Here is a 23,218-nt window from a genome sequence, read left to right on the forward strand (position 1 = left end):
TCAGGACTGAGAGAGAGGCTCTCGGCGCCCGTCGCGGAGATCCCAGATGACCACTGCCGTTCAAAAGATCACCTTGTCGTCCGCGCGCGACATTCCTTTCAACAAGCTGGTGCTTGCCCAGAGCAACGTTCGGCACATTAAAGCCGGCGTCTCGATCGACGACCTCGCTGCCTCGATCGCACGCCGCGGTCTGATTCAGAGCATCCATGTCCTTCCCGTTCTCGACGCCAAGGGTTACGAGACCGGCATGTTCGAGATCCCGGCCGGCGGTCGCCGCTACCGTGCGCTTGAAATGCTTGTGAAGCAGAAGCGGCTTGCCAAAACCGCACCGGTTCCCTGCATCGTCGGCAATGCGTCCAACTCGGTGCTCGCCGAGGAGGTCTCGCTTGCCGAGAATATCGAGCACGCGCCGCTTCATCCCCTCGATCAGTTTCAAGCTTTCAAGGAGCTGCGTGAAAAAGGCATGTCGGAGGAGGAGATAGCGTCAGCCTTCTTCATCTCGGTCAACATCGTCAAGCAGCGCCTCAAGCTCACCGCTGTGTCGCCAGCGCTCCTCGACATCTATGCCGGCGACGGCATGACGATTGCGCAGCTCGAGGCTTTTTCGGTCAGCACTGACCACGCTCGACAGGAACAGGTCTGGGAAGCGATCAGAAACAGCTGGTCGAAGGAACCATATCAGATCCGACGCATGTTGACCGAGGACACGGTGCGCGCTTCCGACAAGCGGGCCATCTTCGTGGGTATCGACGCCTACGAGGCGGCGGGCGGCGAGGTACTGCGCGATCTCTTCCAGTCGGATGATGGCGGGTGGCTGCAGAACGTAGCTCTGCTTGATCGCCTCGTTGCCGAGAAACTTAAGAAGATCGCCGACGAAATCGCCAACGAGGGCTGGAAATGGATCGAAGTCGCGGTGAGTTTCCCCTATGGCGCGGCAAATGGCTTGCGCGAACTCGAAGGCGCGCCGGTCGACCTGACCAAGGAGGAGCAGGCAACGCTCGATGCGCTGCGGGATGAGTACGATAAGCTGCAGGCCGAATATGAGGAAGCCGACGAGTTGCCGGACGAGATCGATCAGCGGTTCGGTGAACTTGAAACTGCCCTCCAAGCGCTGCAGGCGCGTCCCGTCCGCTTCGATCCAGCGGACAAGGCGCGCGCCGGCGCCTTCATCAGCGTGGATGCGGACGGGTCGCTTCTCGTCGAACGTGGCTATGTGAAGCCCGAAGACGACGCTCGCGATGCGCCCCAGACCGACGGCGAGCCTGGCGGCGCTGCTGGATCCGACGATGGGTCGACGACCGGCTCGGTACAGCGGTCAACAATCACCCTCGGTGCCCAGCCGACCGAGCCGGAGGGTGATGATGAGGAGGCCATCAAGCCATTGCCCGATCGGTTGATCATGGAGCTGACCGCCGAGCGCACCTTGGCGCTGCGGGATAAACTCGCGACCAATCCGGCGACGGCGTTTCTTGCCGTGCTTCACAAGCTCGCCCGTGACGCGTTCTTGCGCCACAGCTCGCACGGCGTCGCGATGGAGGTCTCGGTACGCGGCACTGTTTTCTCCGCACAGTCTGCCGATCTTCGCGATACGCCTTATTGCGCGGTCGATCGTGGCCCGGCACAAGGCCTGGGAAGCGCGTCTTCTCGGCGACGTTGCCGACCTGTGGGACAAGCTGGCGGCTCTCAACGACACCGAACGGGCCGAACTGTTTGCTCATTGCGTATCCTTTGGCGTGAATGCCCTTTACGAACGGGCCGATCGCTATGGCAATGGCGCCATCTCAGCGCATGGCGTCGAGCAGCGACTTGCGGAAGCCGACCACCTTGCCCGCGTCCTTGGGTTGGACATGGTGGAAGCAGGTTGGCGGCCGACAGTTGGCAATTATTTCGGTCGCGTCACCAAGGCTCGTATCCTTGAGGCCGTCCGGGAAGGCGAGGGGGAGCGCGCGGCCCAGCTCATCGATCACCTGAAGAAAGGCGACATGGCCAAGGAGGCGGAACGACTGCTTGCGGACAGCGGGTGGCTGCCTGAGCCACTGCGTCTAGCAGATCTCGATATCGAAGCCGCCGCCGACTCGGATGGCGACGGCGAGCCGCTGCCCGAGTTCCTCGCGAGCGACGAGCAAGATCAATTAGCCGAGGGCGAAGGCGAACAGCAGCTCGATGCTGCCGAGTAGGCATTTCTCCCGACTCCAGACTCTGATCGCCCGGCGCCCGCAAGAGCGCCGGGCATTTCTTTGGTGGAAAGACCCAGAGTGAAAGTTCGGCCGCGGCGAGGGTGAGCCCGTGCGGTCAGAGAGAGCTGGCGGGCGTTCCCACTCTCGCTCTCCGAGGTCTTCCCGATGAACGTTTTGCTTCCCGCCGCCGCCGCCAATCACGCCTTGTGCGCCTCCACAGTTTGCAACCCGGCTGCTGCCATCCATACCGCCGCCTTGCGGCTTGTTCCCCATCTCGAACGCGGCCAACGCATTGAGGCAGCCCTATTGCGCGGCGCGATGGAGACATCATTTGGCGCGTCCGACGCCAGCGGCGCCTGGGACTGGAAGATGGCATACGATGCGTGCGAGGCAGCGACCGTCCTGTTCCTGCGCAAATACGGAAAGCCGCTTTTCCGCAAAGCCGCTTGTCCGGCTGCACGGCTAACCGCGTTGACCAAGATCGCCGCCCTGCTGCCGACACATACGCGTCGGTCCGAGGAGGCCCAGGCCTTCCAGCAGTTCTCGACGCCGACTCCGCTCGGTCTCGTGGCGTTGACCGCAGCATCGCTCACATCCGCCGACCGGGTGCTGGAGCCCTCGGCCGGCACCGGCTTGCTCGCGGTCCTCGCGGAAGTCGCCGGTTCCGATCTCATCCTGAACGAGCTTGCCGAGACCCGTGCCGATCTTCTCGCCTCCCTGTCGGGTCGCGTGGCTGACGCCGTCTATCGCCACATCGCCTCGGCGTTAGCGCGGCTTGCTCCAGGCGGTCGGCTGGTGGCGATCACCGGCGCGAACTTTTCGCCCGAACTGCCGGCCTGGCGGGACCACTTCGTCCGGCTGCAGGAGCGCGGCCGCGTCTTGTTCACCGCGGCGATCGCGGGCGCGGTCTATGCCAAGCACGGCACGACCATCGAGACGCGTCTGACCGTCATCGACAAGGCGCCGGCCGAAGATGCGACCCGCTTCCCTGAATCCGCCGGTGTCGCGCCGGACGTGGCGACGCTGCTCGCATGGACCGAGCGGGAGGTGCCGTCGCGGATGGCCGTCATGCTGTCGACGATTGTCACCAACGCCGCGCCGCGCACTGTTCGCGGCTACCTCGCCAGGGCCGCAGCCGCCGCGCCCATCCGGCGCACGGCTGATATCGAAGGCACACCGCTCGACTATGAGACCATCGACTGGACGCCTCCCGAGGGTGGCCGCCTGTCGGACTCGATCTACGAGGCCTTTGCGCTGCAATCGATCCGCATCCCGGACGCTCAGCCTCATCCCACCAAGCTGGTGCAATCGGCGGCTATGGCATCGGTCGCGCCGCCGAAGCCAAGCTACCGTCCGACGCTTCCGCCCGCGATCGTCACCGACGGCGTGCTGTCCGACGCCCAGCTCGAGACCATCATCTATGCGGGCAAGGCCCATGGCGAATATCTCGCAGGCGCCTGGACCGTGGATGAGACCGGCGATCTCGTAACCGCTGCGCCGGACAATGCGCCGGGCGCCGTCCGCTTCCGCCGAGGCTTCATGCTCGGCGACGGCACCGGAGCCGTTAAGGGTCGCCAGTCCGCCGGCATCATTCTCGACAACTGGCTTCAGGGACGGCGCAAGGCGGTCTGGATTTCGAAATCGGACAAGCTGCTCGAAGACGCGCAACGAGACTGGTCGGCGCTGGGCATGGAACGCCTGCTGGTCACGCCGCTGTCGCGCTTCCCCCAAGGGACCTCCATCCGCCTGGACGACGGCGTCCTATTTCTAACCTACGCTACGCTACGGTCAGACGATCGTGGGGAGAAGCTTTCGCGGGTCAAGCAGATCGTCGAATGGTTGGGCTCCGATTTCGACGGAGTGATCATTTTCGACGAGTCCCATGCGATGCAGAACGCCGGCGGCGGCAAGGGAGAGCGGGGCGATGTCGCCCCGTCGCAGCAAGGCCGTGCGGGGCTCCGGCTCCAGCACGCGCTGCCTAACGCCCGCATCGTCTACGTCTCGGCGACCGGCGCGACCACCGTCCACAATCTCGCCTATGCCCAGCGGCTCGGCCTCTGGGGCGGCGACGATTTCCCCTTCCCCAATCGCGCCGAGTTCATCGAGGCCGTGGAGAATGGCGGCGTCGCGGCCATGGAGGTACTCGCCCGCGATCTGCGCGCCCTTGGTCTCTACACTGCCCGGTCGCTCTCCTATGACGGCGTTGAATACGAGCTGGTCGAGCACCGGCTTACGCCCGAGCAGACCCGTATCTACGACGCCTATGCCGGAGCATTCGCCATCATCCATAATCATCTCGACGCCGCGATGCAGGCCGCCAACATCACCGGCTCGGCCGGCACGCTGAACCGGCAGGCGAAGTCGGCCGCCCGTTCGGCCTTCGAGAGCGCCAAGCAGCGCTTCTTCGGCTATCTCCTGACCAGCATGAAAACCCCGACGCTGATCCGCTCGATTGAGCAGGACCTGGCCGACGGGCACAGCGCGGTCATCCAGATCGTTTCGACCGGCGAAGCCCTGATGGAGCGGCGTCTGGCCGAGATCCCGACCGAAGAATGGAACGACGTCCGCGTCGACATCACGCCGCGCGAATATGTCCTCGACTATCTCGCCCATTCCTTTCCGGTGCAGCTCTACGAGGCATTCTCCGACAGCGAGGGCAATGTGTCGTCGCGCCCGGTCTACCGGGACGGCCAGCCCGTCGAAAGCCGAGAAGCCGTCGCCCGTCGCGACGAACTGATCGACCGGCTCGCATCGCTTGAGCCCGTTCCCGGCGCCCTCGACCAGATCGTCCAGCGCTTCGGCACCGACGTCGTCGCAGAGGTCACCGGCCGGTCGCGTCGCGTGGTGCGCAAGGGCGAGCGCCTTGCTGTGGAGAACCGCGCAGCGTCGGCCAATCTCGCCGAGGCCGCGGCCTTCATGGACGACCAGAAGCGCATCCTCATCTTCTCGGATGCCGGCGGCACAGGGCGCAGCTATCACGCCGATCTCGCCGCCCGGAACCAGCGCCTGCGCATCCACTATCTGCTGGAGCCGGGGTGGAAGGCTGACGCGGCGATCCAGGGGCTCGGCCGCACCAACCGCACCAACCAGGCGCAGCCGCCGCTCTTCCGGCCGATCGCCAGCGACGTGAAGGCCGAGAAGCGCTTCCTCTCGACGATCGCGCGCCGGCTCGACACGCTCGGCGCCATCACGCGCGGGCAGCGCCAGACCGGCGGCCAGGGCCTGTTTCGGCCCGAGGACAATCTGGAAAGCCCATACGCGCGAGACGCGCTGCGCCAGCTCTATCTGCTGCTCGTCCGCGGCAAGGTCGAGGGCTGCTCGCTCGACCGCTTCGAGTCAGCCACCGGCATCAAGCTGATGGACGACAACGGCATCAAGGACGAGCTGCCCCCGATCACCACCTTCTTGAATCGTCTGCTCGCGCTCACCATTGACCTGCAGGGCGTGCTGTTCACGGCGTTCGAGCAGCTCCTGACCGCCAAGGTTGAAGGCGCGATCCGCAGCGGCGTCTATGACATCGGGCTCGAGACGCTGCAAGCCGAGAGCTTCGCCGTTACCGACGCCCGAGTGATCCACACGCACTCAGGCACCGGAGCGGAAACGCGGCTGCTCACCATCACCCGTCGGGAGCGCAATTGGCCGACGAGCCTCGCCGACGCGCTAGACCATCTCTCCGATCCACGCGCGCGGCTCCTGGTCAACGGCCGTTCCGGGCGGGCCGCCGTGCAGGTTCCAGTGCCGTCGATAATGCTCGACGATGGCGAGATCGAGCGCCGCGTCTGCCTGATCCGGCCGATGGAGCGGCACTACGCGCCGCTGCGCATGATGGACGAGAGCCATTGGGAGGAGGTAAATCGCGCCGCCTTCGTCGCCGCGTGGTCGGCCGAACTGAACGATGTGCCCGAGTTCTCCGACAGCACGATCCACATCGTCGCCGGCCTGCTGTTGCCGATCTGGAAGCGGCTGCCGAACGAGTCGACCCGCGTCTACCGGCTCCAGACGGATGCCGGCGAGCGCATCATCGGCCGCCGCGTCTCGCCCGCCTGGGCGGCGACCGCCGTAACCACGGGCGCCGCGTCGCTTAACCCGGAGCAGGCCTTCGCCGCCCTGATGGACGGCACCACGATCCTCGATCTCGCCGATGGGCTGCAGCTTCGCCGTGCGCGCGTCATGGGCGCCCAACGACTCGAGCTGACCGGCTTCACCGACGCCAAGCGGGATCGGCTGCGGGCCTATGGCCTGTTCAGCGAGATCATCTCGTGGAAGCTCCGCTTCTTCGTACCAGTCGACGCAACGGGCCCGAACGTCCTCGCCAAGCTGCTCGACACTTATCCTGTTGCGCGCATCTCCGAGCGGGGGGAAGGCGCGTGATGGCACGTCAAGACGCTTCCGATCTCGCGCACAGTCTCGGCCGGCAGGCCGAGGCGGTGTGCCGGCATTATCTCTCCAGCGGCCGACGCGAGGGCGGTTACTGGCGGGTGGGAGATGTGCGCAACGCGCCGGGGCGCTCGATGTACGTTCGGCTCAAGGACACGCCCAAAGGTCCAGCCGGTAAATGGACCGATGCTGCGACCGGCGAGCATGGCGATCTGCTCGACGTCATCCGCGAAAGCTGCGGACTCATCGACTTCACAGACGTCGCCGACGAGGCCCGGACTTTCCTCTCGACGGCGCCGGCGGAGCCGGAAGCCTGTGAGCACCAACAGCAGAGCCCGGCGCCGCATGGGTCTCCCGAGGCGGCGCGTCGGCTGGTCCGCATGTCGCAGCCGATTAGACACACAATCGTGCAAGCGTATTTACGGGAACGCGGCGTTACGGATTTACGCGGAACCGGAAGCCTGCATTTCCACCCGCACTGCTACTATCGGCACGACGAGCATTCGCCGACCGAGACCTGGCCGGCGATGATTGCAGAAGTCACCGACCTCGACGGCAAGATCACCGGGGCACATCGCACCTGGCTCGACCCCCGCCGCCGCGACAAGGCGCCGATCGAAACGCCGAGGCGGGCGATGGGCGATCTTCTTGGGCATGCTGTGCGTTTCGGCATCGGCGGCGAAGTGATGGCGGCCGGCGAAGGCATCGAGACCGTTCTGTCGCTCCGGCAGGTTCTTCCCGACATGCCGATGCTGGCAGCGCTCTCGGCGGCCCATCTCGCCGCTATCCTGTTCGCCGACACGCTGCGGCGGCTCTACATCATGCGCGACAATGATCCCGCCGGTAACCGCGCGCGCGATACCCTGATCGAACGGGCGAACGCTGCCGGGATCGAGGCGATCGCCATCTCGCCGGAGCTAGACGACTTCAACGAGGATCTCCGCACCCTCGGCCTGGAGACGCTTCGCATGGAAGCCCGGTTGCAGGTCGCGCCGCAGGACGTCGCCCGCTTCATGGCGTTGGCGACATAGCCGGAAGGAGAACGAGCGTGCGGGTCGCAGCCGTGCTCGGCGGATGGGTCAATCCGTCGGAGAGGCACCGCGCGTCGGCCTTCGAGGGGCGATCGGCCCACAAGCCGGTCAGCCGGGCAATGGCGGCGGCCGACTATTTTCCGGCGCGGCCTGAAGGCCGCTTTCCATCGCGAGGCAAAATAGCCGGCCTTAGCCATCGAGCCCTGCGCTTGCGCTCCGGGTGTCCGGCCTGTCCGGCCCGTGGGCTTCGTCGCCATGAAGGCCGCGACGGTCGCGGTCCAACCGACGGAGCATCCCATGCGCGATCACGACGACTTCGAACCGCACCACGAATCCTCGCCCGCCGACCATGTCCTCAACGAACTCCAGCTGCACGGCTACCGACCCTTTGCCGACGAGCCTGACCGGCGGCTTCTGCCTGACGGCAACCAGGTCGCGGGCGCTGTCGCCGACATCTTCGACGCGCTGATCGGCACCTTGGAGGACACGCGCCTCGAATCCGACCTCGACGATCTCCTCTGGTCGACCGTCAACGTCTTCCACCGCGCCAACGACCGGATCGGCCGGGAACTCGATGACAATGAGCAAGCCCAGAAGCGGGCGCAGCGGGAACAGGACGGCAGCGAGGTGAAATCGGTCGAGCTGGAGCGCCTGATCTCCGAGGGCGTGACGCTCGTCGAGCGCCAGAACGCCTTCGAGCTGATGCGCGACCAAGCCGCCGAGCACTACGAACGCCATGTCGGCAAGCCCTGGCTTCCCCGCAGCGGATCGAAGGTCAACCATCGCAATCTGACCGCGGCGATGATCGACAGCCGCGATTTCCTGATGGCGAAGAAGCGCGCCGACCAGGAGGTGCTCCTGCCGCCCGGCCCGAAGATCGTCGTCACCGGCGGGCTCGATTATGACGACCATCGGCTGATCTGGGCCAAGCTCGACCAAGTGCATCAGAAGCACCCCGACATGGTATTGGTCCACGGCAAGTCGCCGAAAGGCGCCGAGAAGATTGCCTCGCTCTGGGCAAAGAACCGCAACGTCCCGCAGATCGGCTTCGCGCCGGACTGGACGAAGCATGGCCGGGCAGCGCCCTTCAAACGCAACGACGAGATGCTGCAGATCGTGCCGAAAGGCGTGATGCACTTCCCGGGTACGGGCATCAATGACAATCTCGCCGACAAGGCCAGGAAGCTCGGCATCCCGGTTTGGAAATCCGGCGGCACATGAGTGCCGTCAGACTTCAGTTTCGTAGAAGCCGTGGCGGTAGCTGCCGATCAGCTTCCAGTTGCTTGCGCCCCGTCCTGGGCTTTGACTTTGGCCGCGCAACCGCCGTGCGATGTGTCTGAGCGAGGCAGTAGGATCTGCACCGGATACATTCCAATAATGCCTTTGACGAACATCGATTCCGTAAGCTCGTTTCTTGAGACGCCTGTGCGGGGCAAGATCCCAGAAGTCCGGGCGTAATCTCGCCTGCCGGCCTTCGGCAGTGGGGCGATAAAACGGGTGACGCGATGACATGTTCGCAAGTGTCGCCCGTTATTGCCAAAATTCAGCGGTCAAGTTCGAAATATCTGTTCTAGCGACTGACCGTCAGAGCTTGGCTCGCTCGCGCGCGTCTTACTCCCTCACATGGGTCAACATGCGGAATACCGGCCAATGAGAGATCGCTTCGCGCAACTTGCTGAAGAGCTTGCCCTCCTTGCCGATTGCAGAGCGGACTTGAACAGCAGCCCATCCGGCTTTCATCGTCCCGCCGACATGGCAATGGCAGACAATAGCGTGCAACTGCCAATCTGTTAGCTCGAAGAAGCGCTTAGCTTCGCCATACATGTCGTTTTTCAGTCCTTCCGCGCGCAACACCGGATCGGCGAAAGCGATGCTGAGCGCGGAGCCCAGCGACTGGGCTTTGTCGCGTACATCCAACGTCATGTATTCAGTGCCGGGGAAAGCGGCGAGGCACTGTTCGGGATTTTGCTCTAGCAGCCTTGCCCAATGTTCCAAGCGCTGAGGGCGTGTCATAGCCGGAAGCGATGCCGCGACTTCCGCGACCTCATACAGTTCTTCGATTGTCTGATGTTTCATGGCCGTCTCCTGTTGGCGAGGCGCTCTGCCTGCATAATGCACAGGCCGGAATGGGCCTCAGTCGTCCCTATGCATGCGAACCTGCAATGGGTCGGGAAGTTCCGTGGCTGGAAAAATTTGCCGCCGCCCTGCATTTGCCCCAATGTCGCGGCGGCTCAGACCACGCCGCGTCGTCCGTCAGGATTACGTCGCCGATCTCGCCGCCCTTCGCATCATCGGCACCGTAGACATTGGTTCCAATGAGATTCGCCGCGCTGACTTTTTCTGCCGGCGTTTCTGTCTAGCTCGACTTGTCGATCGAGGCGTCGCAGCCGGTCCTGGGTCGTCTTTGCCACCAACCAGCATTTTTTGTTCACCCATTCAACCTTGCTGAAATCGTAGCCGACATTCTTTTCGCCCACGCCCAAGGAAACGGCCGGCGCCAATGACGATGAGTTTGGCGTTCCCGTCTTTGTCCAGGACAATGTCTTTCTACCAAGTTTTAGACAGCGGCTGCGATCGTCCTTTGGGCTGTGACTCTCTGAGCAAATGGCACCCGTTCTTCCGGTTCCACCGTTGCCCTTGGCGCGGTGTTCTAAAACTGGAACCAATCGTCGATTGATGGATTCTCTTGCGGAGTGAATGCCTGGATCCAAGAAGGAGCTCGTAATGGGAAGCACGTCGGACAAGGTTAAGGGCAAGGGCAACGAGGTCGCCGGAAAGGCGCGCCAGGCCCTGGGCAAGGCAGTGGACAACCACGAGGAACAGGCCAAGGGCAAAGTCCAGGAAACCAAGGGCAAGGCGCAGGTTGCGAAGGGTCAGGTCAAAGACGCGGTGAAGAACCTCGTCGACAAAGCCTGATTGTCGATAGTCATAGGTAAGACCGTGGCGACGCGGACTTTCCTTAGAAGGGGGAAATCCGCATCAGGACGGCCGTGTTGGAATATCCGCACCAGGAGGCTCCAAGAGCCAGGCTGCCATGAAGACAATCGCGATCGTTGCAGCCGCCCTCGTTGGCGGCGCCGGCAGCGGCTAGTCCGAGATCGACTTGCCTGTTCTGCCACAGGAACTCGAGCCTCATGCGACAGTTTTCCGCCCAGGCGAGCGGCTCTTACCGCGGGTCTTTGACGTAAACTTGCGCTTTGAAAGGTGCGCAAACAGGGCCGCCAAACCCATCGCGTTGAGGACTCGGTTTCTAGGGACGCCTCCCTTTCGCGCCATCTCGACACCCAAATGCATGTGGTCGAGTTCGCGGATTGAATGCGCGTCCGGATTGATGCTGAAAATGCATCCGTAGTCGAGTGCCTTCTGATGCCACCGCCAGTCGAGGTCGAGCCGCCATGGATGCGCGTTGATCTCGACCGCGACGCCATATTTCGCGCACGCTTTGAGGACGTTGTCGACGTCGAGCTCGTAGCCGGGACGACGCAACAATTGGCGGCCGGTCATATGCCCGATGATTGTCGTGAGAGGGTTCCCGATTGCCTCAACGATACGTTCCGTCTGCTCTTTCTCGGGCAACCTGAAGTGGCTGTGCACGCTTGCTACAACGAAATCGAACTGCCGCAAGACGTGCTCAGGATAATCGAGCGAACCGTCGACCAGGATGTCCGCCTCGATGCCCTTCAGGATGCGGAATTTTCCATCATACTTCTTATTCAGCCGATCGGCTTCGCGGTGTTGTTCAGCAATCTCCTGGAATGTGAGCCCGCCCGCGTAGTGGGCGGACTGCGAATGGTCTGCGACGCCATAATACTCGAACCCGCGCCTCCGGGTCGCTTCAGCCATTGCCTCAAGCGTCTCGGTGCCGTCGGATGCGGTCGTGTGAGAATGCAGGATCCCATGCAGATCTTCGTCCCGGATGAGGGTAGGGAGTTGCCGCCTCGCTGCCCGCTCAATCTCGTCCCTGCCTTCGCGCAGTTCAGGCTCGATGAACTGCAGGCCCAACGCTTCGTAGATTTCCTCCTCTGTCGCTGACGCCACGAGCTTTCTCCCGCGGTAGAGCCCTTCGGGTTTGAGGGCGAACCCCCTCTCGGCCGCGTACCTCCTCAACTGCTCAAGATGGGCCACCGAACCGGTGGCTTCGAGGAGGCTCGCGCCAAAGTGCTTGTTGTCCGTGACGACAAGCCTGAGGGTGGACTGCTCGATTTCGGTCCGCCTCTTCCCAAGCGCGACCAGCGCGAGGTCGGCAACGAGTTCGCAACCGCGCCGGAAATCACCGGCGATTTCCACCCGCGAAAACTCGGGATGCTCTTGCTTCAAGGCTAGGGCCGCATGCTCAAGGAGCGCCGCAGCCTTGTGCAGGTGAAGCCGTGTCTCGCCGCTTCGAGCGATGGCCAAGTTCTGCAGGATCTTTGTCTGAAGGGAAGCACCTAGGCCTTTGACTGGCCGGATGCGATCTGCCTTTGCTGCGGCTTCGAGGTCAGCCAACGAGTTCACGCCGAGCGCCTGATGAAGCTTCAGGATCTTGTCGGGCCGAAGCCCCGGTATGGCAAACAGCTCCAGAACCCCCGCCGGCACTTCCTCGCGCAGCTTCTCAAGGCTTGGATGCGTGCCCGTTTCATAGAGCTTGCGCACAATGTCCGCGATCGCTTCGCCGATGCCTGGGATTCTGGTGAGGGTGCCTGCGGCGATGATCCGATCAAGTGGTTGCGACAACGCAGCCAAGCTATCGGCAGCGCGCAAGTAAGCTTTGGCGCGATAGGGATTGCCTCCGCGAAGCGATGTGCGATGTGCATATTCCCTCAAGAGGCTGGCGACTGTCCGTGGATCGGTTTTTGCCATGGTCGAGGCAAACGGGAGCGATGTCCCAGGGTTCCAATCAGGCGCACGAGGCGAAGCCTTGATCCAGTCTTTCTGCCGTCGAGGAACGGGCTACAGACTTGGCAACAATTGGTCGGCTCGACCCCATCCCGCCAGGGATTTGCTCGCTGCGCGTTTCGTCAGTTCACGAGCATCGCCGACGTGGAAATGCGAGGGCGCATCAATCGTCTTCATTTCCGCCCAGGTGATGGGCGCGGCGACCGGAGCGCCCGGCCGCGACCTAGCACTGTAGGGCATGATCGCGGTCGCCCCTCGCTGGTTGCGCAGATAGTCGACAAAGATCCGACCCTTCCGCCTCGCCTTCGATAACACGGCCGTAAAGTGAGAGGGATCGGTCTGGGCGACCGCCTGCGCCAGCCCGGAGGCGAAGGCCTTCACCTCTGGCCATTCGGCCTGCGGCGTAAGCGGGGCGATCACATGGACGCCCTTGCCGCCTGTCAGCATCGGAAAAGTGGTCAGCCCTAGTGATTTGAGGATATCCCGGAACTGGAACGCGGCGGCACGCACCGCCTCGAAATCCAGCCCCTCATCGGGGTCGAGGTCAAACACGAGGCGGTCGGCCTTCTCGATGTCTTCGATGCGCGCTCCCCATCCATGGAACTCGATGGTTCCCATCTGGACACAGGTTAGAAGTCCCTCGGCATCGTCGACATAAAGGTAGGGTTCCTCATGACCGTCCTTTTCGGTGATCCCGACATGATGGACCTTGTCGCCGAAGCTGCCGGCATCATGCTTCTGGAAGAAACACTTCTTCGCGCGGCCCTGCGGACAGCGAACAAGACTGATCGGCCTGTTTCCGGCCCAGGGAAGCATAATCGCGGCGACGTCGGCGTAGTGATCGGCAAGCTGTCCCTTGGTGATGTTGGATTCTGGGTAGATGACGCGGCCGCGATTGCTGATCGCGATCGTGCTTGTCGCCGGAGGCCGCAGGGTTGCTGTACGTTGCGCCGTCTCAAGCGCAACGGCTTCCGGCTTCTTGTCCTCGCGCAGGCCGAGATAGCTTGGGTGGCGCAGCGTGCCTTCATTGGTCATCTCGGTGTAGGCGATCTCGGCCACAAGCTTCGGACGCAGCCAGTGCGCGCCGCGAACTTCCGCGCGCGGTGCTTCGACCGTGGCGGCCTTCTGCTCGAGCGGCGCCATGGTCCTCATCAGCCGCGCCATCTCGGCGGTATCGAAACCGGTTCCGACCTTACCGGCATAGCGCAGCTTTCCGCCGTCATGGACACCGAGGATCAGCGATCGAAACGCGCGGTCCTTGTCTGACGGCGTCCAGCCGACGAGCACGAATTCCTGGCGTTTGACGCACTTGATTTTCAGCCAGCTTCCGTCGCGGGCGCCGACATAGTCCGAATCCGCCAGTTTCGAGATTACCCCCTCGAGCCCGGCGTCGCAGAAGCGGTTCAGCAATTCTTCGCCCCGGCCCTGGATATGGTCGGAATAGCGAAGGATAGGGCTCTTCGCCGGCAGGATTTCCTCCAGCTTCTCCTTTCGCTCCAGGAGCGGAAGCCTCGTCAGGTCTTCGCCGTCGAGCTGGAGCAGGTCGAACGCATAAAAATCGATGCTCGCCGGATCGCCCTTCAGGGCGTTCTGGAGCGCCTGGAAACTGGACCGCCCCTCGGCGTCGATGACAACGGCCTCACCATCGATGAGCGCGGATCGAACCTTGAGCTTGCCTGCCTCCGAAAGGATAGAGGGGAAGCGCCCGGACCAGTCCAGGCCGGAACGTGTGTAAGCACGCGCCTCTCCGCCACCCACCGCGACGAGAATGCGGTAGCCATCGTATTTCATCTCGTGGATCCAGCGATCGCCGGCAGGGACAGTGTCCACCAGCTTTGCGAGCTGGACGGGCCGGAACGCTGGGGGTGCGAGATTGGCCATGCCGCTCGAGGCTGGTCTGGCTGATGCCCCTTTTTTGGTCGGCCGACGCGACGCTGACTTGCTCACTTGACCTCACTCGTATGAAACTGAATTCCCCGATGCCGTATTCGCAATCTGCAGCCTATTTCTTCAGTTTCTCCGCGGCCGCATTGAGCTTGTCGCGGTCATCCCCGACCCGCTTGATCAAGGCCTCGGCTAGGTCTCTCCTATACTGTGCTTGCGGGCGGAGTAGGCGACCTCGTACCCTTCACCGGCGGAGACCTGCCGACGGTCGGTGGCCGCTCGTTTGGGTTTGTTGTCTGCCATTGTCGTCTCCCTTGGTGCCACAGCTGCGCCGGCACAACGCTCGAGCTGTAACGCGCTGGTTTGGCTTGCGATCCGAAGCCGCGCAAGAAATTCCGCATTTCCCCTGAAGTCGCGCGTGTTGACTTTGATGTTGTCCATGAGAAGGCCGGGAATGAAGAGGTCGCGGCTGCGCAGCCTCTTGGGCGGCCGCTCGCTGACCGGGTACCGAACCGCCATTGCGCGTAGCTGGTCCCGCAGGCGTGCGAGACGGGAACGCCCATCGTGTCAGCCGCCGGTAGTCAGGTCAGCGGAGTGGGCGCTGGCTAACGCGCGGGCTAAATGATTGAGATCCGCTCCGGCGACACTTAGAGCCGCTGCCTTCAGATTGACGCCGCGCCACCGGCTGGATCTCGGAGAATTCAGCCTGCGCCTCGGGGACGTCGCGTAGTTTGGGAAGGCATCGGCGCCATCGTCGACGGCTTTTGCGTCTGCTCTGTTCGGTCGAGCACTTCATGCGCAACCTGCATCTGACGGTTCAGAGCGAAGGCGTGCGATGCGCCGCATCAACCCGGCACCGCCGCGCGGCACCATCTCCCCGCTTATCTGCGCTGATCCTTGGTCAGACTGATCGCCTGACGCCATCAACCCGTGAAGGGTCGGCTATGCCACCATGCCGCCGCTGCAGCTTCGCCTGCGAGGTGATTGCAGCGCTCGGTCCGACACATCGGGCGCCTGTCAGCGGGGGATGTCCTCCGCTCGAACCAGGAGCCGGATCGATGTCTCTCAACGACGCCCACGCCTTCGCCTTCAGCCTCGCTACTACGCTGATGGCTGCCATCATCATCTTCCAGGCCGGCGACGGCACCCTCTCAGTGATCCCCGCCAGCGAATATGACGGCGACGCCGCCGCGATCGTCCACGAGATCGATCCGTTCGCTCCGTGACACGCTCGACCGGGAGCGGAAATCGCCGACGATTTCCGCTCCCGGCGCCGTTGCTCTTGCGCCATACTTCGTGCGCGCCCTTGTGGTCGAAGGCGCAACCGTCAGACCTTGTCCTTACGGAGACCACCGTCATCGTCATCCTCGCAATGCATCTCTCGCATCGATCGGACTGCTTTGCTGGCAGCTGTTCACGCTGGCCGTCTTCGCGCTGCCGGCGTTCGTCGGCGTGATCGCGGGTCTGGCCGCACGGCACGGTGCGGCACCCCCGGCGCCGTTCTGGTCGGCGCCGTCGTGGCGGCGATCACGCTCGCCGTCGGCCATCTGCTCATCACCTTCGTCCGGCCCATGTGGCTGAAGCTCATCGTGGCCGCAGCCTTCGCCGCGCCGGCGGCGACCACCGGCTTCGATGCGACGCATGGCATCGTGAAGCACCTCATGCCGTCCGAGGCGTGGCAGGTAACGTTCTCTGTCATCCATGCGGTGCCGGTCGGCATGACTGCCTTCGGGCGGGTCGCCGGAATGGGCGGGGGGCGTCAGTCCGGGGTTCGGCCGAGATCTTGCACGGGCCTGATCTTCATCATCGCCGTCAGGAGGATCTGAGCAGCGGTGAGGGTGTCACCCCCGTCGTCTCATGTCGGAGCGATGGGCATGTGCAGCGCGGATCAATGGTAGGCCCGGAGAAGCGGACCTTGCTGGAGCGCTACGGGCAGAACCATGTCTCAGCGGTCATCGGGCGTCCGCGGCGGCGATCACCGTGGCGGCGGCGGAACACAATGCGATAGCGTCGGCCTGGCGGGAGGAAACAAAGCCGGTGAGCATGCCGTGACGCCGGTTTGCCGGTGCGTGAGGGCCGCCATCTTCTCCGTTATCTGACCGTGGTCGACCGCTCCAAACGCCCTCTTCAATGGCCTGATCTGGCCGAAGGCCGGCTGCGCCTCGATCGCCTATGACGCAACAGCCGCGTCAAACTTTCTTCCCCTGCCGGACCCCACCCCACGCGAACAGGTCGCGCGGGGACCCCGAGGCGACGCCATTCCTCGCGAGGCAAGAAAGCCCTCCTTGGCTGTCAGGCCCCATCCCCACCCCCAGCGCGCAAGCGCGCCAGGGACCCCAGGGACGGGGTGCGTCGCCGATCGCCTCCGGCCTGCCGATCGCCATCGAGGCCGCAATGGTGCGGGCTCGGAAACGGAAACGGAGACTTACAATGGCGACCATCGGCACTTTCAAGAAGACCGGTTCGAACGAGTTCACCGGCGAAATCGTCACCCTCAGCGTCCAGGCCAAGAACGTGCGCATCGTCCCCGACCAGCGCGCCACCGGCGAGAACGCCCCCAGCCACCGGGTCGTGGTGGGTCGCGCCGAGATCGGCGCCGCCTGGTCGAAGCGCTCCAACGAGGGCCGCGACTATCTGGGCCTCAAGCTCGACGACCCTAGCTTCAACGCCCCGATCTACGCCAACCTCTTCGACGACGAAGAAGGAGAAGGCTTCTCGCTCATCTGGTCACGGCCGAGTGCGCGGCGCGACTAACCCAAGAAGGCCCCGGCCGAAATGCCGGGGCCTTCTTACACGGACAAACGGTGAGGACGGCTTCGGAGCAGCGATGCCGAGATCGCATCGCCCGATGCTTCTGGACCGGGCTCCCCGGAAAGGCCGCATCGGTAAAATGCGAGCTCTCACTCCGTTGATATGAGGGCCAAAGATGATCGAGCCGTTTGACGAGGCCGCGCCGACCGCCGACCAACTTACCGAATACGATCGCGATCACATCAAGCTCTACGCCCGGCTGTTGGATGCGGCCGACGACGGCGCGGACTGGCGCGAGGTGGTCGAAATCCTGTTCGGCATCGATTTGGCGAAAGAGCCGCAGCGCGCCCGGCGCATTCATGACTGTCATTTGGCGCGAGCGCGCTGGATGGCACGCTCCGGCTACCGCCATCTCCTGCGGCGAGGCGGCAGCTAGCCCGACAGCGACTACCGGTCCCAGGTGATGCCGAAGCCGCATCACCTGTTGCCCGCCGACGGGCTTCCGTCACTCGCCGCGAGTCGAAATTCTCTGAGGCGGGGCTACGCTCTGGTGCGAGGAGCTCTTCAGATGAGGCCGGATACGTCCCATTGGCGAGACCATGACAGCTACGATTATTTCGATGCTTTGCCAATTGAAGGGCTCGCCTGGGAATGCCTGCGGCGTCACAAACCCTATCAACGGCACTATGGCGCGCTTCTGGCGACAAGCGCCCAAAAGGCGCCGCTGACGCCCGAGGCGCAGGAGATATGGGGGCTGCGATTTCCCGGCCAGGCCTGACCTGTCCGCATTGGCGCAAGAGGTCCTGTGGTCTCCTGACGTCGATCCCGCGGTCGTTCCACTGGTCCGGATGCCGGAGTTCCTGTCGTCGGCCTCGCTCGCGCCGCTGACAGGACTGGGCGAGGAGCACCACAGCTCGGAAGGACGCCACGCAATCCACAAAGCCGGTGCGGTGACGCAGCTTCTTCTCCTGCCTGGCAGCGACACGCGCGGCCACGTGGCCGCATTGATCCCATTGGACGCGCAGACGTTGGGCCGGATTGAGGCGCTTACCCGCTTCTGGCGTTCCTGGCAGGGTCGCCCGGTACCACCGGACACGCGAATGACATCGCAGCAGCGGCGTCGCTTTCGCCTGATGATGCAGGCCGCTGACGGCCGTTCCACAGGCGCCAGCTATCGCGACATCGCCATCGCTCTCTATGGGCTCAGCCGGGTCGCCGCCGATCCCTGGAAGACTTCCGCGCTTCGCGATGCGGTGATCGGCCTGGTCGAAGGCGCCACGGCGCTTATCGCCGGCGGCTATCTCCAGATACTGCGCCATCGACGCCGCGCGTAGCCTTTCCGGCTCAGGCAAATGGGGTGGGATTTTTGACACCCCGCAACTTCCCCATCCCCTCCGAAGCCCATCCTCCGCCACCGTGGTCACCGTTCGCCGCTGGACGTCAGCGGCCGCCCGAAACCCCACGGAGCTGCGATCAATGCGACCCGATATTACCGTTTTGCCGCCGCGCTTTCTGCGCACCAAGGAAGCTGCTGATTTCCTCAGCCTGTCCGCCCGTACCCTCGAAAAGCACCGCACCTACGGGACAGGTCCTGCTTACAAAAAGCTCGGCGGCCGTGTCGTCTATGCGGTCGATGATCTCCAAGCCTGGGCCGAGCGCGGCGCTGTGACCTCGACATCGGATCCTCGCGGCTCGGTTCTGCCGGCCAAGCGACACGCGCCGGCGCCAGCGGCGCAAGTCGGGCGATACTCACGGTGACTGCGCGTCGATGACGCCGTAGCCGCGCAGACGCATGCCGGATGTCCAGCGCGGCCTCACCATTCCTCCATTCCAGCGCGAGGTACGCGCGACGCCTTGCAGAACCAGGAGCACCTTCATGACGGCTATCGCTGCCACCAGCCTGCGCGCCGCGTTCCCAGCGGCGCCCCAGCTCTCTGCCCATCTCGTTCATGTCGAACTGATTTGGATGGAGAAAAGACAGGAGAACTGGATACGCTTCGGCACGCACGCCCACGAGCAGATCGTCGATCGTCGCCGGCGCATCCTGTCCTACCGGCCCGGCGCGGTCTTCGCCTTCGTGCGCTGGGCCGCAAACGATTTCGCGACGGTCACCTCGCGCATCGCAATCGTGCGGGCGATGTCGCCCGGCGAAGCCTACCAGACGCTTCCCTTTGTGCGACCAGGTGGCGAGCTCCTGCTGAAGGTCGAGAGCTGGCCGAGGGTCGAGCGCGTTCTGCAGGCGATCGACGGGATCGAGCGCCTCGGAATAGAGCCCGAGTCGGTATCGCCCGATCATTGGCGCAACATCCACAACCGCATAGCCGCCGGGCAGGCGCCGCGCAGCTATACGCTCGACCAGCATCGCGCAGCCTTGCTGCGCAGGAGGGTGGGGCTATGAAGCGCGCCGCCACTATCCTGTCTGGTGCTCTCGCAAGCCTGGCCGTTGGCTGTCCGGCTTTCGTGCCGATGCCAGTCAGATTGATCTGGAACGCGTCGGCCAGCGCGCCGCTCGGCGTCTACCTGATCGACATCGACGAGCCACCTGCGGTCGGCGATCTGGTCGCCGTGAACGCGCCCGCGCCGCTCGCCGCCTTCCTCGAGGACCGCGGCTATCTGCCGAAGGGCGTGCCGCTTTTGAAGCACATCGTTGCGGCGTCCGGGCAAAGCGTCTGCCGCTCGGGTCTCACCATAACCGTCGATGGCGCTGACGCTGGAATGGCGCTGCAGCGCGACCGGGCTGGCCGCGCCTTGCCAGTCTGGCAGGGCTGCCGACGCGTCGCGTCCGGTGAAGTCTTTCTTATGAACCGGCAGGCGCTCGACAGCCTCGACGGCCGGTACTTCGGCCTGATCGCCGCCGACCGGATCATCGGCCGAGCCCTCCCGCTGTGGACCTACGGGAATGGCGGGGCCGGTTTCGAATGGCGCGCGCCAATGCGGTGAGCGCGGGCGACAGGCGGCGCCTCTTGTCGCCTCCCTTATCACCGCACTGTCACAAGAACAGGAGACTGACATGCAGCAGATCGGAGAGTTCACACGCCACAAGACCGGCTATTGCGGGCGCATCCATACGCTCAGCCTCAACCTCGAGGTCGCCATCGTGGCGGCAGAGGCAAGCGACACGGAGAACGCGCCTGACTACCGTGTCCATGCCGGCAATGAGGATGGGCCCGAGATAGGCGGCGGCTGGAAACGCTCCAGCGAGAAGGCCGGCGAGTTCGTCTCGATCCAACTCGACGATCCCGTCCTGGCGCAGCCGATACGCGCGAGCCTCTTTTGCAATGGTGAAGACAAGACGTCGTGGTCGCTGCACTGGTCGCGCCCGCGCGAGCGCGGCGAGAAGGAGTGAAGGATGCGCGCTCGCCGTCAGCCGACGAGCCGTCACAGTGCGCCCGGGCCGCTTCGCGCTGCCCGGCGCATCGCTTGCTCCCTGCTTTGCGGTCTGTCGGTCGCAACCGCCTTGCCGACGGTGGCGGTGGCGCAGGACCCGGCCATCGCGCCACTTTCCCAACACGATCCGTTTGCCGAGCACATCAGCGAAGCCTCGCATCGCTTCGGCGTTCCCGCCGCACTGATCCGCGCCGTCATGCGGCAGGAGAGCGCAGGCGACGCGCGAGCCGTATCCCGCGCAGGCGCCCGCGGCCTGATGCAGATCCTGCCCAGCACATGGGACGATCTGCGCGCCCGCTGGTCTCTCGGTGCCGACCCCTTCGATCCGCGCGACAACATTCTGGCTGGCACGGCCTATCTGCGCGAGCTCAATGATCGCTTCGGCTCGCCAGGCTTTCTGGCCGCTTACAATGCGGGGCCCGCGCGCTACGAAGCCTATCTCGCCGGACGTCCGCTGCCGGCCGAGACCCGCGCCTATGTTGCGGCGCTTGCTCCGCTCGCGCGAGGTCTGGCGACCGCCCGCCCTTTCGCCTTCGCCACCGCCACGGCAATTCCCTGGAAGGATGCCGCGCTCTTTGTGCGCCGGCCGGATCGCGCGCCGCCGGTCGGCTTCGCGACGGCCGGCCGGCCGCCGAATAACACCGGCTCTGCAACAACCGTGCGCGATGTCTCCGGCATTGTGCCGTCGTCGGCGGGCCTGTTCCTGGTCAGCGCGGGCGAGGGCACCAGACCATGAGCACGCGCCATGCTTTTCGCGCAATCGCCGGCTCCAGCGCAGCATGGGGTGCGGGAACGCGGGAGGCACCCAGATCACCCGGAAGATGGCAGGATAAAAGGGCGCACATTGCGCCGCGGTTGAGCGATAGCGTTTGCACGGCTTTCAGGGTTGCTTCACACATTGCCGCCGTCCGGCACAATGTGGGTAGGAGGCCTAAGCTTCTGAGTTTGCGACGTCTTTTCCACATTTCAGGTCAATGCCATGGCCGATGAGCGCGAGTTTCGCATCAGACCGGGCCGTATCCGCTCAGTCCGTGCGCAGCAGGCCCGACCCTTCATCGCCCAGGCGCTGGCCGCGGCCAAAAAGGCAGGCGGTGGCATCTCGCGCTCGGGCCAGGTGTTTTCCAGCAACCGCTCGCGCTTTGGCCACGGTCAACGGGCCAGCATCCAGGCCAATCGCCTGATCAACTCGCGATCGCGGGGCGCCGTCGTCAAGGCGCGGGTCGTGCGTCATTCCGCGCGCGGTACCCCGCTTGCGACGCATCTCAATTATCTGCGTCGAGAGGGGGTGACCCGCGAGGGCGAGAAGGCGAGGTTGTTCGGGCCAGGCAGGGAAGAGGCCGATGGCGCAGCCTTCGCGATGCGCTCGGCGGAAGACCGGCACCATTTCAGATTCATCGTCTCGCCGGACGATGCCCTCGACATGGCGGATCTGAGATCTTTCACCCGCGACCTAACCCTGCAGATGGAAAAGGACCTTGGCACACGGCTAGACTGGGTGGCCGTCGATCACTGGAACACCCAGCATCCTCATGTTCATCTTATCGTTCGCGGCGTGCGCGAGGACGGCGAGGATCTGGTCATCTCGCGCGACTACATCAAGGAAGGAATGCGCGACCGGGCTCGCGACCTGATCACCCAGGAGCTGGGGCCCCGAACCGACCGGGACATTCGGCGATCGCTCGAAAGCCAGGTCCAGTCTGAGCGCTGGACGCAACTCGATCGCCAGTTGCTTCGAGACTCCCGCAGCGCCGGTGTCATCGACCTGGCTCCGCGGTCTCATACCCAGCCCGATGAATTTCACGCGCTGAAGATCGGTCGCCTGCGCAAGCTTGAGGTTCTTGGTCTCGCCAGTCAGGTCGGTCCAGGCCAATGGATCATCGACGAAAAGGCCGAAGCCACATTGCGCGAGCTCGGCCAGCGCGGCGACATCATCAAGCGCATGCATCGGGCATTGACCGAGCAAGGCATCGAGCGTGGCTCGGGCAGTTATGTTCTGGCTTCCGAAAATCTCGTTGCACCCATCGTCGGCCGGCTCATCGATCGCGGGCTCGACGATGAGTTGGCTGGCACGGCCTATGCCGTTGTCTATGGCGTTGATGGGCGCACCCACCACATCCGGCTTCCCAGCCTTGAAGCAGCCGGCGACGGCGCGCCCGGATCGATTGTCGAGCTGCGCAAATTCGACGATGCGCGTGGCCGTCCTCGCGTTGCGCTCGCGGTTCGCTCCGATCTCACTGTCGATGAGCAAGTCGCGGCGCCAGGTGCGACCTGGCTTGATCGCCAAGCCATCGCCCGCAAGCCCGCGGAGCTGGCCGAATCGGGCTTCGGCGCCGAGGTTCGTGACGCCTTGGATCGCCGCGCCCGACATCTTCTGGGTCAAGGGCTCGCAGAGCGGCGAGGCAACCGCATCATATTCACCAGCAACCTGCTCGATACGCTGCGCCGTCGCGAGCTGGAGGTGATTGGCGAGAAGCTCGCGGACGACAGCGGACGGACCTTCAACCGTGCCGCCAGCGGCGAGCATGTCGCTGGGACGTATCGCCAGCGCCTGTCTCTCGCTTCCGGCCGTTTCGTCATGATCGACGACGGACTGGGCTTCCAGCTCGTTCCCTGGACGCCAGCGCTCGAAAACCATATCGGCCAGCATGTCAGCGGCATCGCTCGGGGCGACGGCGGCGTCGACTGGAGCTTTGCACGCAAGCGCGGGCTTGGCCTCTAGCAGCCGAAAGAAAGGAA

Annotated in this window: 21 protein-coding genes and 1 pseudogene; 17 read left to right on the forward strand and 5 right to left on the reverse strand. The window is 64.2% G+C overall.

The features are described 5' to 3' along the window. Positions 1-46 precede the first annotated feature (46 nt). The 4 genes and pseudogenes from CK230_RS14735 to CK230_RS14750 all read left to right on the forward strand — a co-directional run bounded on the left by CK230_RS14735 (position 47) and on the right by CK230_RS14750 (position 8,806). A pseudogene (locus tag CK230_RS14735) lies at positions 47-2,177 on the forward strand (ParB/RepB/Spo0J family partition protein). A 165-nt stretch (positions 2,178-2,342) separates the two neighbouring features. Then, positions 2,343-6,548, forward strand: a complete 4,206-nt coding sequence (locus CK230_RS14740; RefSeq protein WP_095817914.1) for a strawberry notch family protein — start codon at positions 2,343-2,345, stop codon at positions 6,546-6,548. Continuing rightward, positions 6,548-7,585 (forward strand): toprim domain-containing protein, encoded by a 1,038-nt coding sequence (locus CK230_RS14745; RefSeq protein ID WP_095817915.1) that lies wholly within the window; start codon positions 6,548-6,550, stop codon positions 7,583-7,585. The genes CK230_RS14740 and CK230_RS14745 overlap by 1 nt, the downstream gene beginning before the upstream one ends. 297 nt (positions 7,586-7,882) lie before the next feature. Further along, on the forward strand, positions 7,883-8,806 hold the full coding sequence (locus CK230_RS14750) for a DUF2493 domain-containing protein (RefSeq protein ID WP_095818153.1): 924 nt from the start codon (positions 7,883-7,885) through the stop codon (positions 8,804-8,806). Between the two features lie 390 nt (positions 8,807-9,196). Here the strand turns inward: CK230_RS14750 and CK230_RS14755 are convergent, their stop codons facing one another. Together CK230_RS14755 and CK230_RS34090 are read right to left on the reverse strand one after the other, a co-directional pair. Beyond that, positions 9,197-9,661: a hypothetical protein gene (locus tag CK230_RS14755; RefSeq protein ID WP_095817916.1), complete on the reverse strand. Its 465-nt coding sequence runs from the start codon at positions 9,659-9,661 to the stop codon at positions 9,197-9,199. Positions 9,662-9,728: 67 nt separating this feature from the next. Further along, a complete protein-coding gene (locus CK230_RS34090; RefSeq protein WP_348629160.1) occupies positions 9,729-9,902 on the reverse strand; it encodes a hypothetical protein in 174 nt (57 codons plus the stop codon). Between the two features lie 407 nt (positions 9,903-10,309). Here CK230_RS34090 and CK230_RS14760 point away from each other — a divergent pair, with 407 nt between their 5' ends. Then, positions 10,310-10,501 carry a CsbD family protein gene (locus CK230_RS14760; RefSeq protein WP_095817917.1) on the forward strand — a complete coding sequence of 64 codons (192 nt, stop codon included), beginning with the start codon at positions 10,310-10,312 and terminating at the stop codon, positions 10,499-10,501. Positions 10,502-10,717: 216 nt separating this feature from the next. Here the strand turns inward: CK230_RS14760 and CK230_RS14765 are convergent, their stop codons facing one another. Next, positions 10,718-12,424 carry a DNA polymerase/3'-5' exonuclease PolX gene (locus tag CK230_RS14765; RefSeq protein WP_095817918.1) on the reverse strand — a complete coding sequence of 569 codons (1,707 nt, stop codon included), beginning with the start codon at positions 12,422-12,424 and terminating at the stop codon, positions 10,718-10,720. Between the two features lie 90 nt (positions 12,425-12,514). Next, positions 12,515-14,341, reverse strand: coding sequence for a DNA ligase D (gene ligD, locus CK230_RS14770; protein ID WP_095817919.1), 1,827 nt, complete (start codon positions 14,339-14,341; stop codon positions 12,515-12,517). A 1,061-nt stretch (positions 14,342-15,402) separates the two neighbouring features. Here ligD and CK230_RS33090 point away from each other — a divergent pair. The 7 genes from CK230_RS33090 (at position 15,403) to CK230_RS14800 (ending at position 18,853) form a co-directional block, all read left to right on the forward strand. After that, the gene (locus tag CK230_RS33090) at positions 15,403-15,570 is read left to right on the forward strand and encodes a hypothetical protein (RefSeq protein ID WP_176480102.1); all 168 of its coding nucleotides are present in this window, start codon (positions 15,403-15,405) and stop codon (positions 15,568-15,570) included. Between the two features lie 291 nt (positions 15,571-15,861). After that, on the forward strand, positions 15,862-16,170 hold the full coding sequence (locus tag CK230_RS14780; protein WP_348629157.1) for a hypothetical protein: 309 nt from the start codon (positions 15,862-15,864) through the stop codon (positions 16,168-16,170). Between the two features lie 604 nt (positions 16,171-16,774). Beyond that, the gene (locus tag CK230_RS14785; protein WP_095817920.1) at positions 16,775-17,098 is read left to right on the forward strand and encodes a DUF736 domain-containing protein; all 324 of its coding nucleotides are present in this window, start codon (positions 16,775-16,777) and stop codon (positions 17,096-17,098) included. 172 nt (positions 17,099-17,270) lie between these two features. Then, complete coding sequence (locus CK230_RS14790; protein ID WP_095817921.1) at positions 17,271-17,531, forward strand: DUF2285 domain-containing protein; 261 nt, start codon at positions 17,271-17,273, stop codon at positions 17,529-17,531. Between the two features lie 132 nt (positions 17,532-17,663). Next, on the forward strand, positions 17,664-17,873 hold the full coding sequence (locus CK230_RS33095) for a DUF6499 domain-containing protein (protein ID WP_176480103.1): 210 nt from the start codon (positions 17,664-17,666) through the stop codon (positions 17,871-17,873). A gap of 10 nt (positions 17,874-17,883) precedes the next feature. Next, on the forward strand, positions 17,884-18,429 hold the full coding sequence (locus CK230_RS14795) for a DUF2285 domain-containing protein (protein ID WP_348629158.1): 546 nt from the start codon (positions 17,884-17,886) through the stop codon (positions 18,427-18,429). Positions 18,430-18,571: 142 nt separating this feature from the next. Continuing rightward, positions 18,572-18,853 (forward strand): helix-turn-helix domain-containing protein, encoded by a 282-nt coding sequence (locus tag CK230_RS14800; RefSeq protein ID WP_095817922.1) that lies wholly within the window; start codon positions 18,572-18,574, stop codon positions 18,851-18,853. Here CK230_RS14800 and CK230_RS34000 read toward each other — a convergent pair. Next, positions 18,845-18,973, reverse strand: coding sequence for a hypothetical protein (locus tag CK230_RS34000; RefSeq protein WP_280952538.1), 129 nt, complete (start codon positions 18,971-18,973; stop codon positions 18,845-18,847). The two genes, CK230_RS14800 and CK230_RS34000, sit on opposite strands and share 9 nt — an antisense overlap. Between CK230_RS34000 and CK230_RS14805 the strand changes: the two genes are divergently transcribed. The 5 genes from CK230_RS14805 (at position 18,972) to CK230_RS14825 (ending at position 23,201) form a co-directional block, all read left to right on the forward strand. Further along, the gene (locus CK230_RS14805; RefSeq protein WP_095817923.1) at positions 18,972-19,493 is read left to right on the forward strand and encodes a DUF2840 domain-containing protein; all 522 of its coding nucleotides are present in this window, start codon (positions 18,972-18,974) and stop codon (positions 19,491-19,493) included. The two genes, CK230_RS34000 and CK230_RS14805, sit on opposite strands and share 2 nt — an antisense overlap. Next, on the forward strand, positions 19,490-20,035 hold the full coding sequence (locus CK230_RS14810) for a S26 family signal peptidase (RefSeq protein ID WP_095817924.1): 546 nt from the start codon (positions 19,490-19,492) through the stop codon (positions 20,033-20,035). The genes CK230_RS14805 and CK230_RS14810 overlap by 4 nt, the downstream gene beginning before the upstream one ends. A gap of 70 nt (positions 20,036-20,105) precedes the next feature. Further along, complete coding sequence (locus CK230_RS14815) at positions 20,106-20,441, forward strand: DUF736 domain-containing protein (protein WP_095817925.1); 336 nt, start codon at positions 20,106-20,108, stop codon at positions 20,439-20,441. A 3-nt stretch (positions 20,442-20,444) separates the two neighbouring features. After that, on the forward strand, positions 20,445-21,218 hold the full coding sequence (locus tag CK230_RS14820) for a lytic transglycosylase domain-containing protein (protein ID WP_095817926.1): 774 nt from the start codon (positions 20,445-20,447) through the stop codon (positions 21,216-21,218). 243 nt (positions 21,219-21,461) lie between these two features. Continuing rightward, positions 21,462-23,201 (forward strand): VirD2 family relaxase/mobilization nuclease, encoded by a 1,740-nt coding sequence (locus CK230_RS14825; protein ID WP_095817927.1) that lies wholly within the window; start codon positions 21,462-21,464, stop codon positions 23,199-23,201. Positions 23,202-23,218 lie beyond the last annotated feature (17 nt).

The sequence above is a fragment of the Mesorhizobium sp. WSM3859 genome, assembly GCF_002295065.1.
GTDB lineage: Bacteria > Pseudomonadota > Alphaproteobacteria > Rhizobiales > Rhizobiaceae > Mesorhizobium.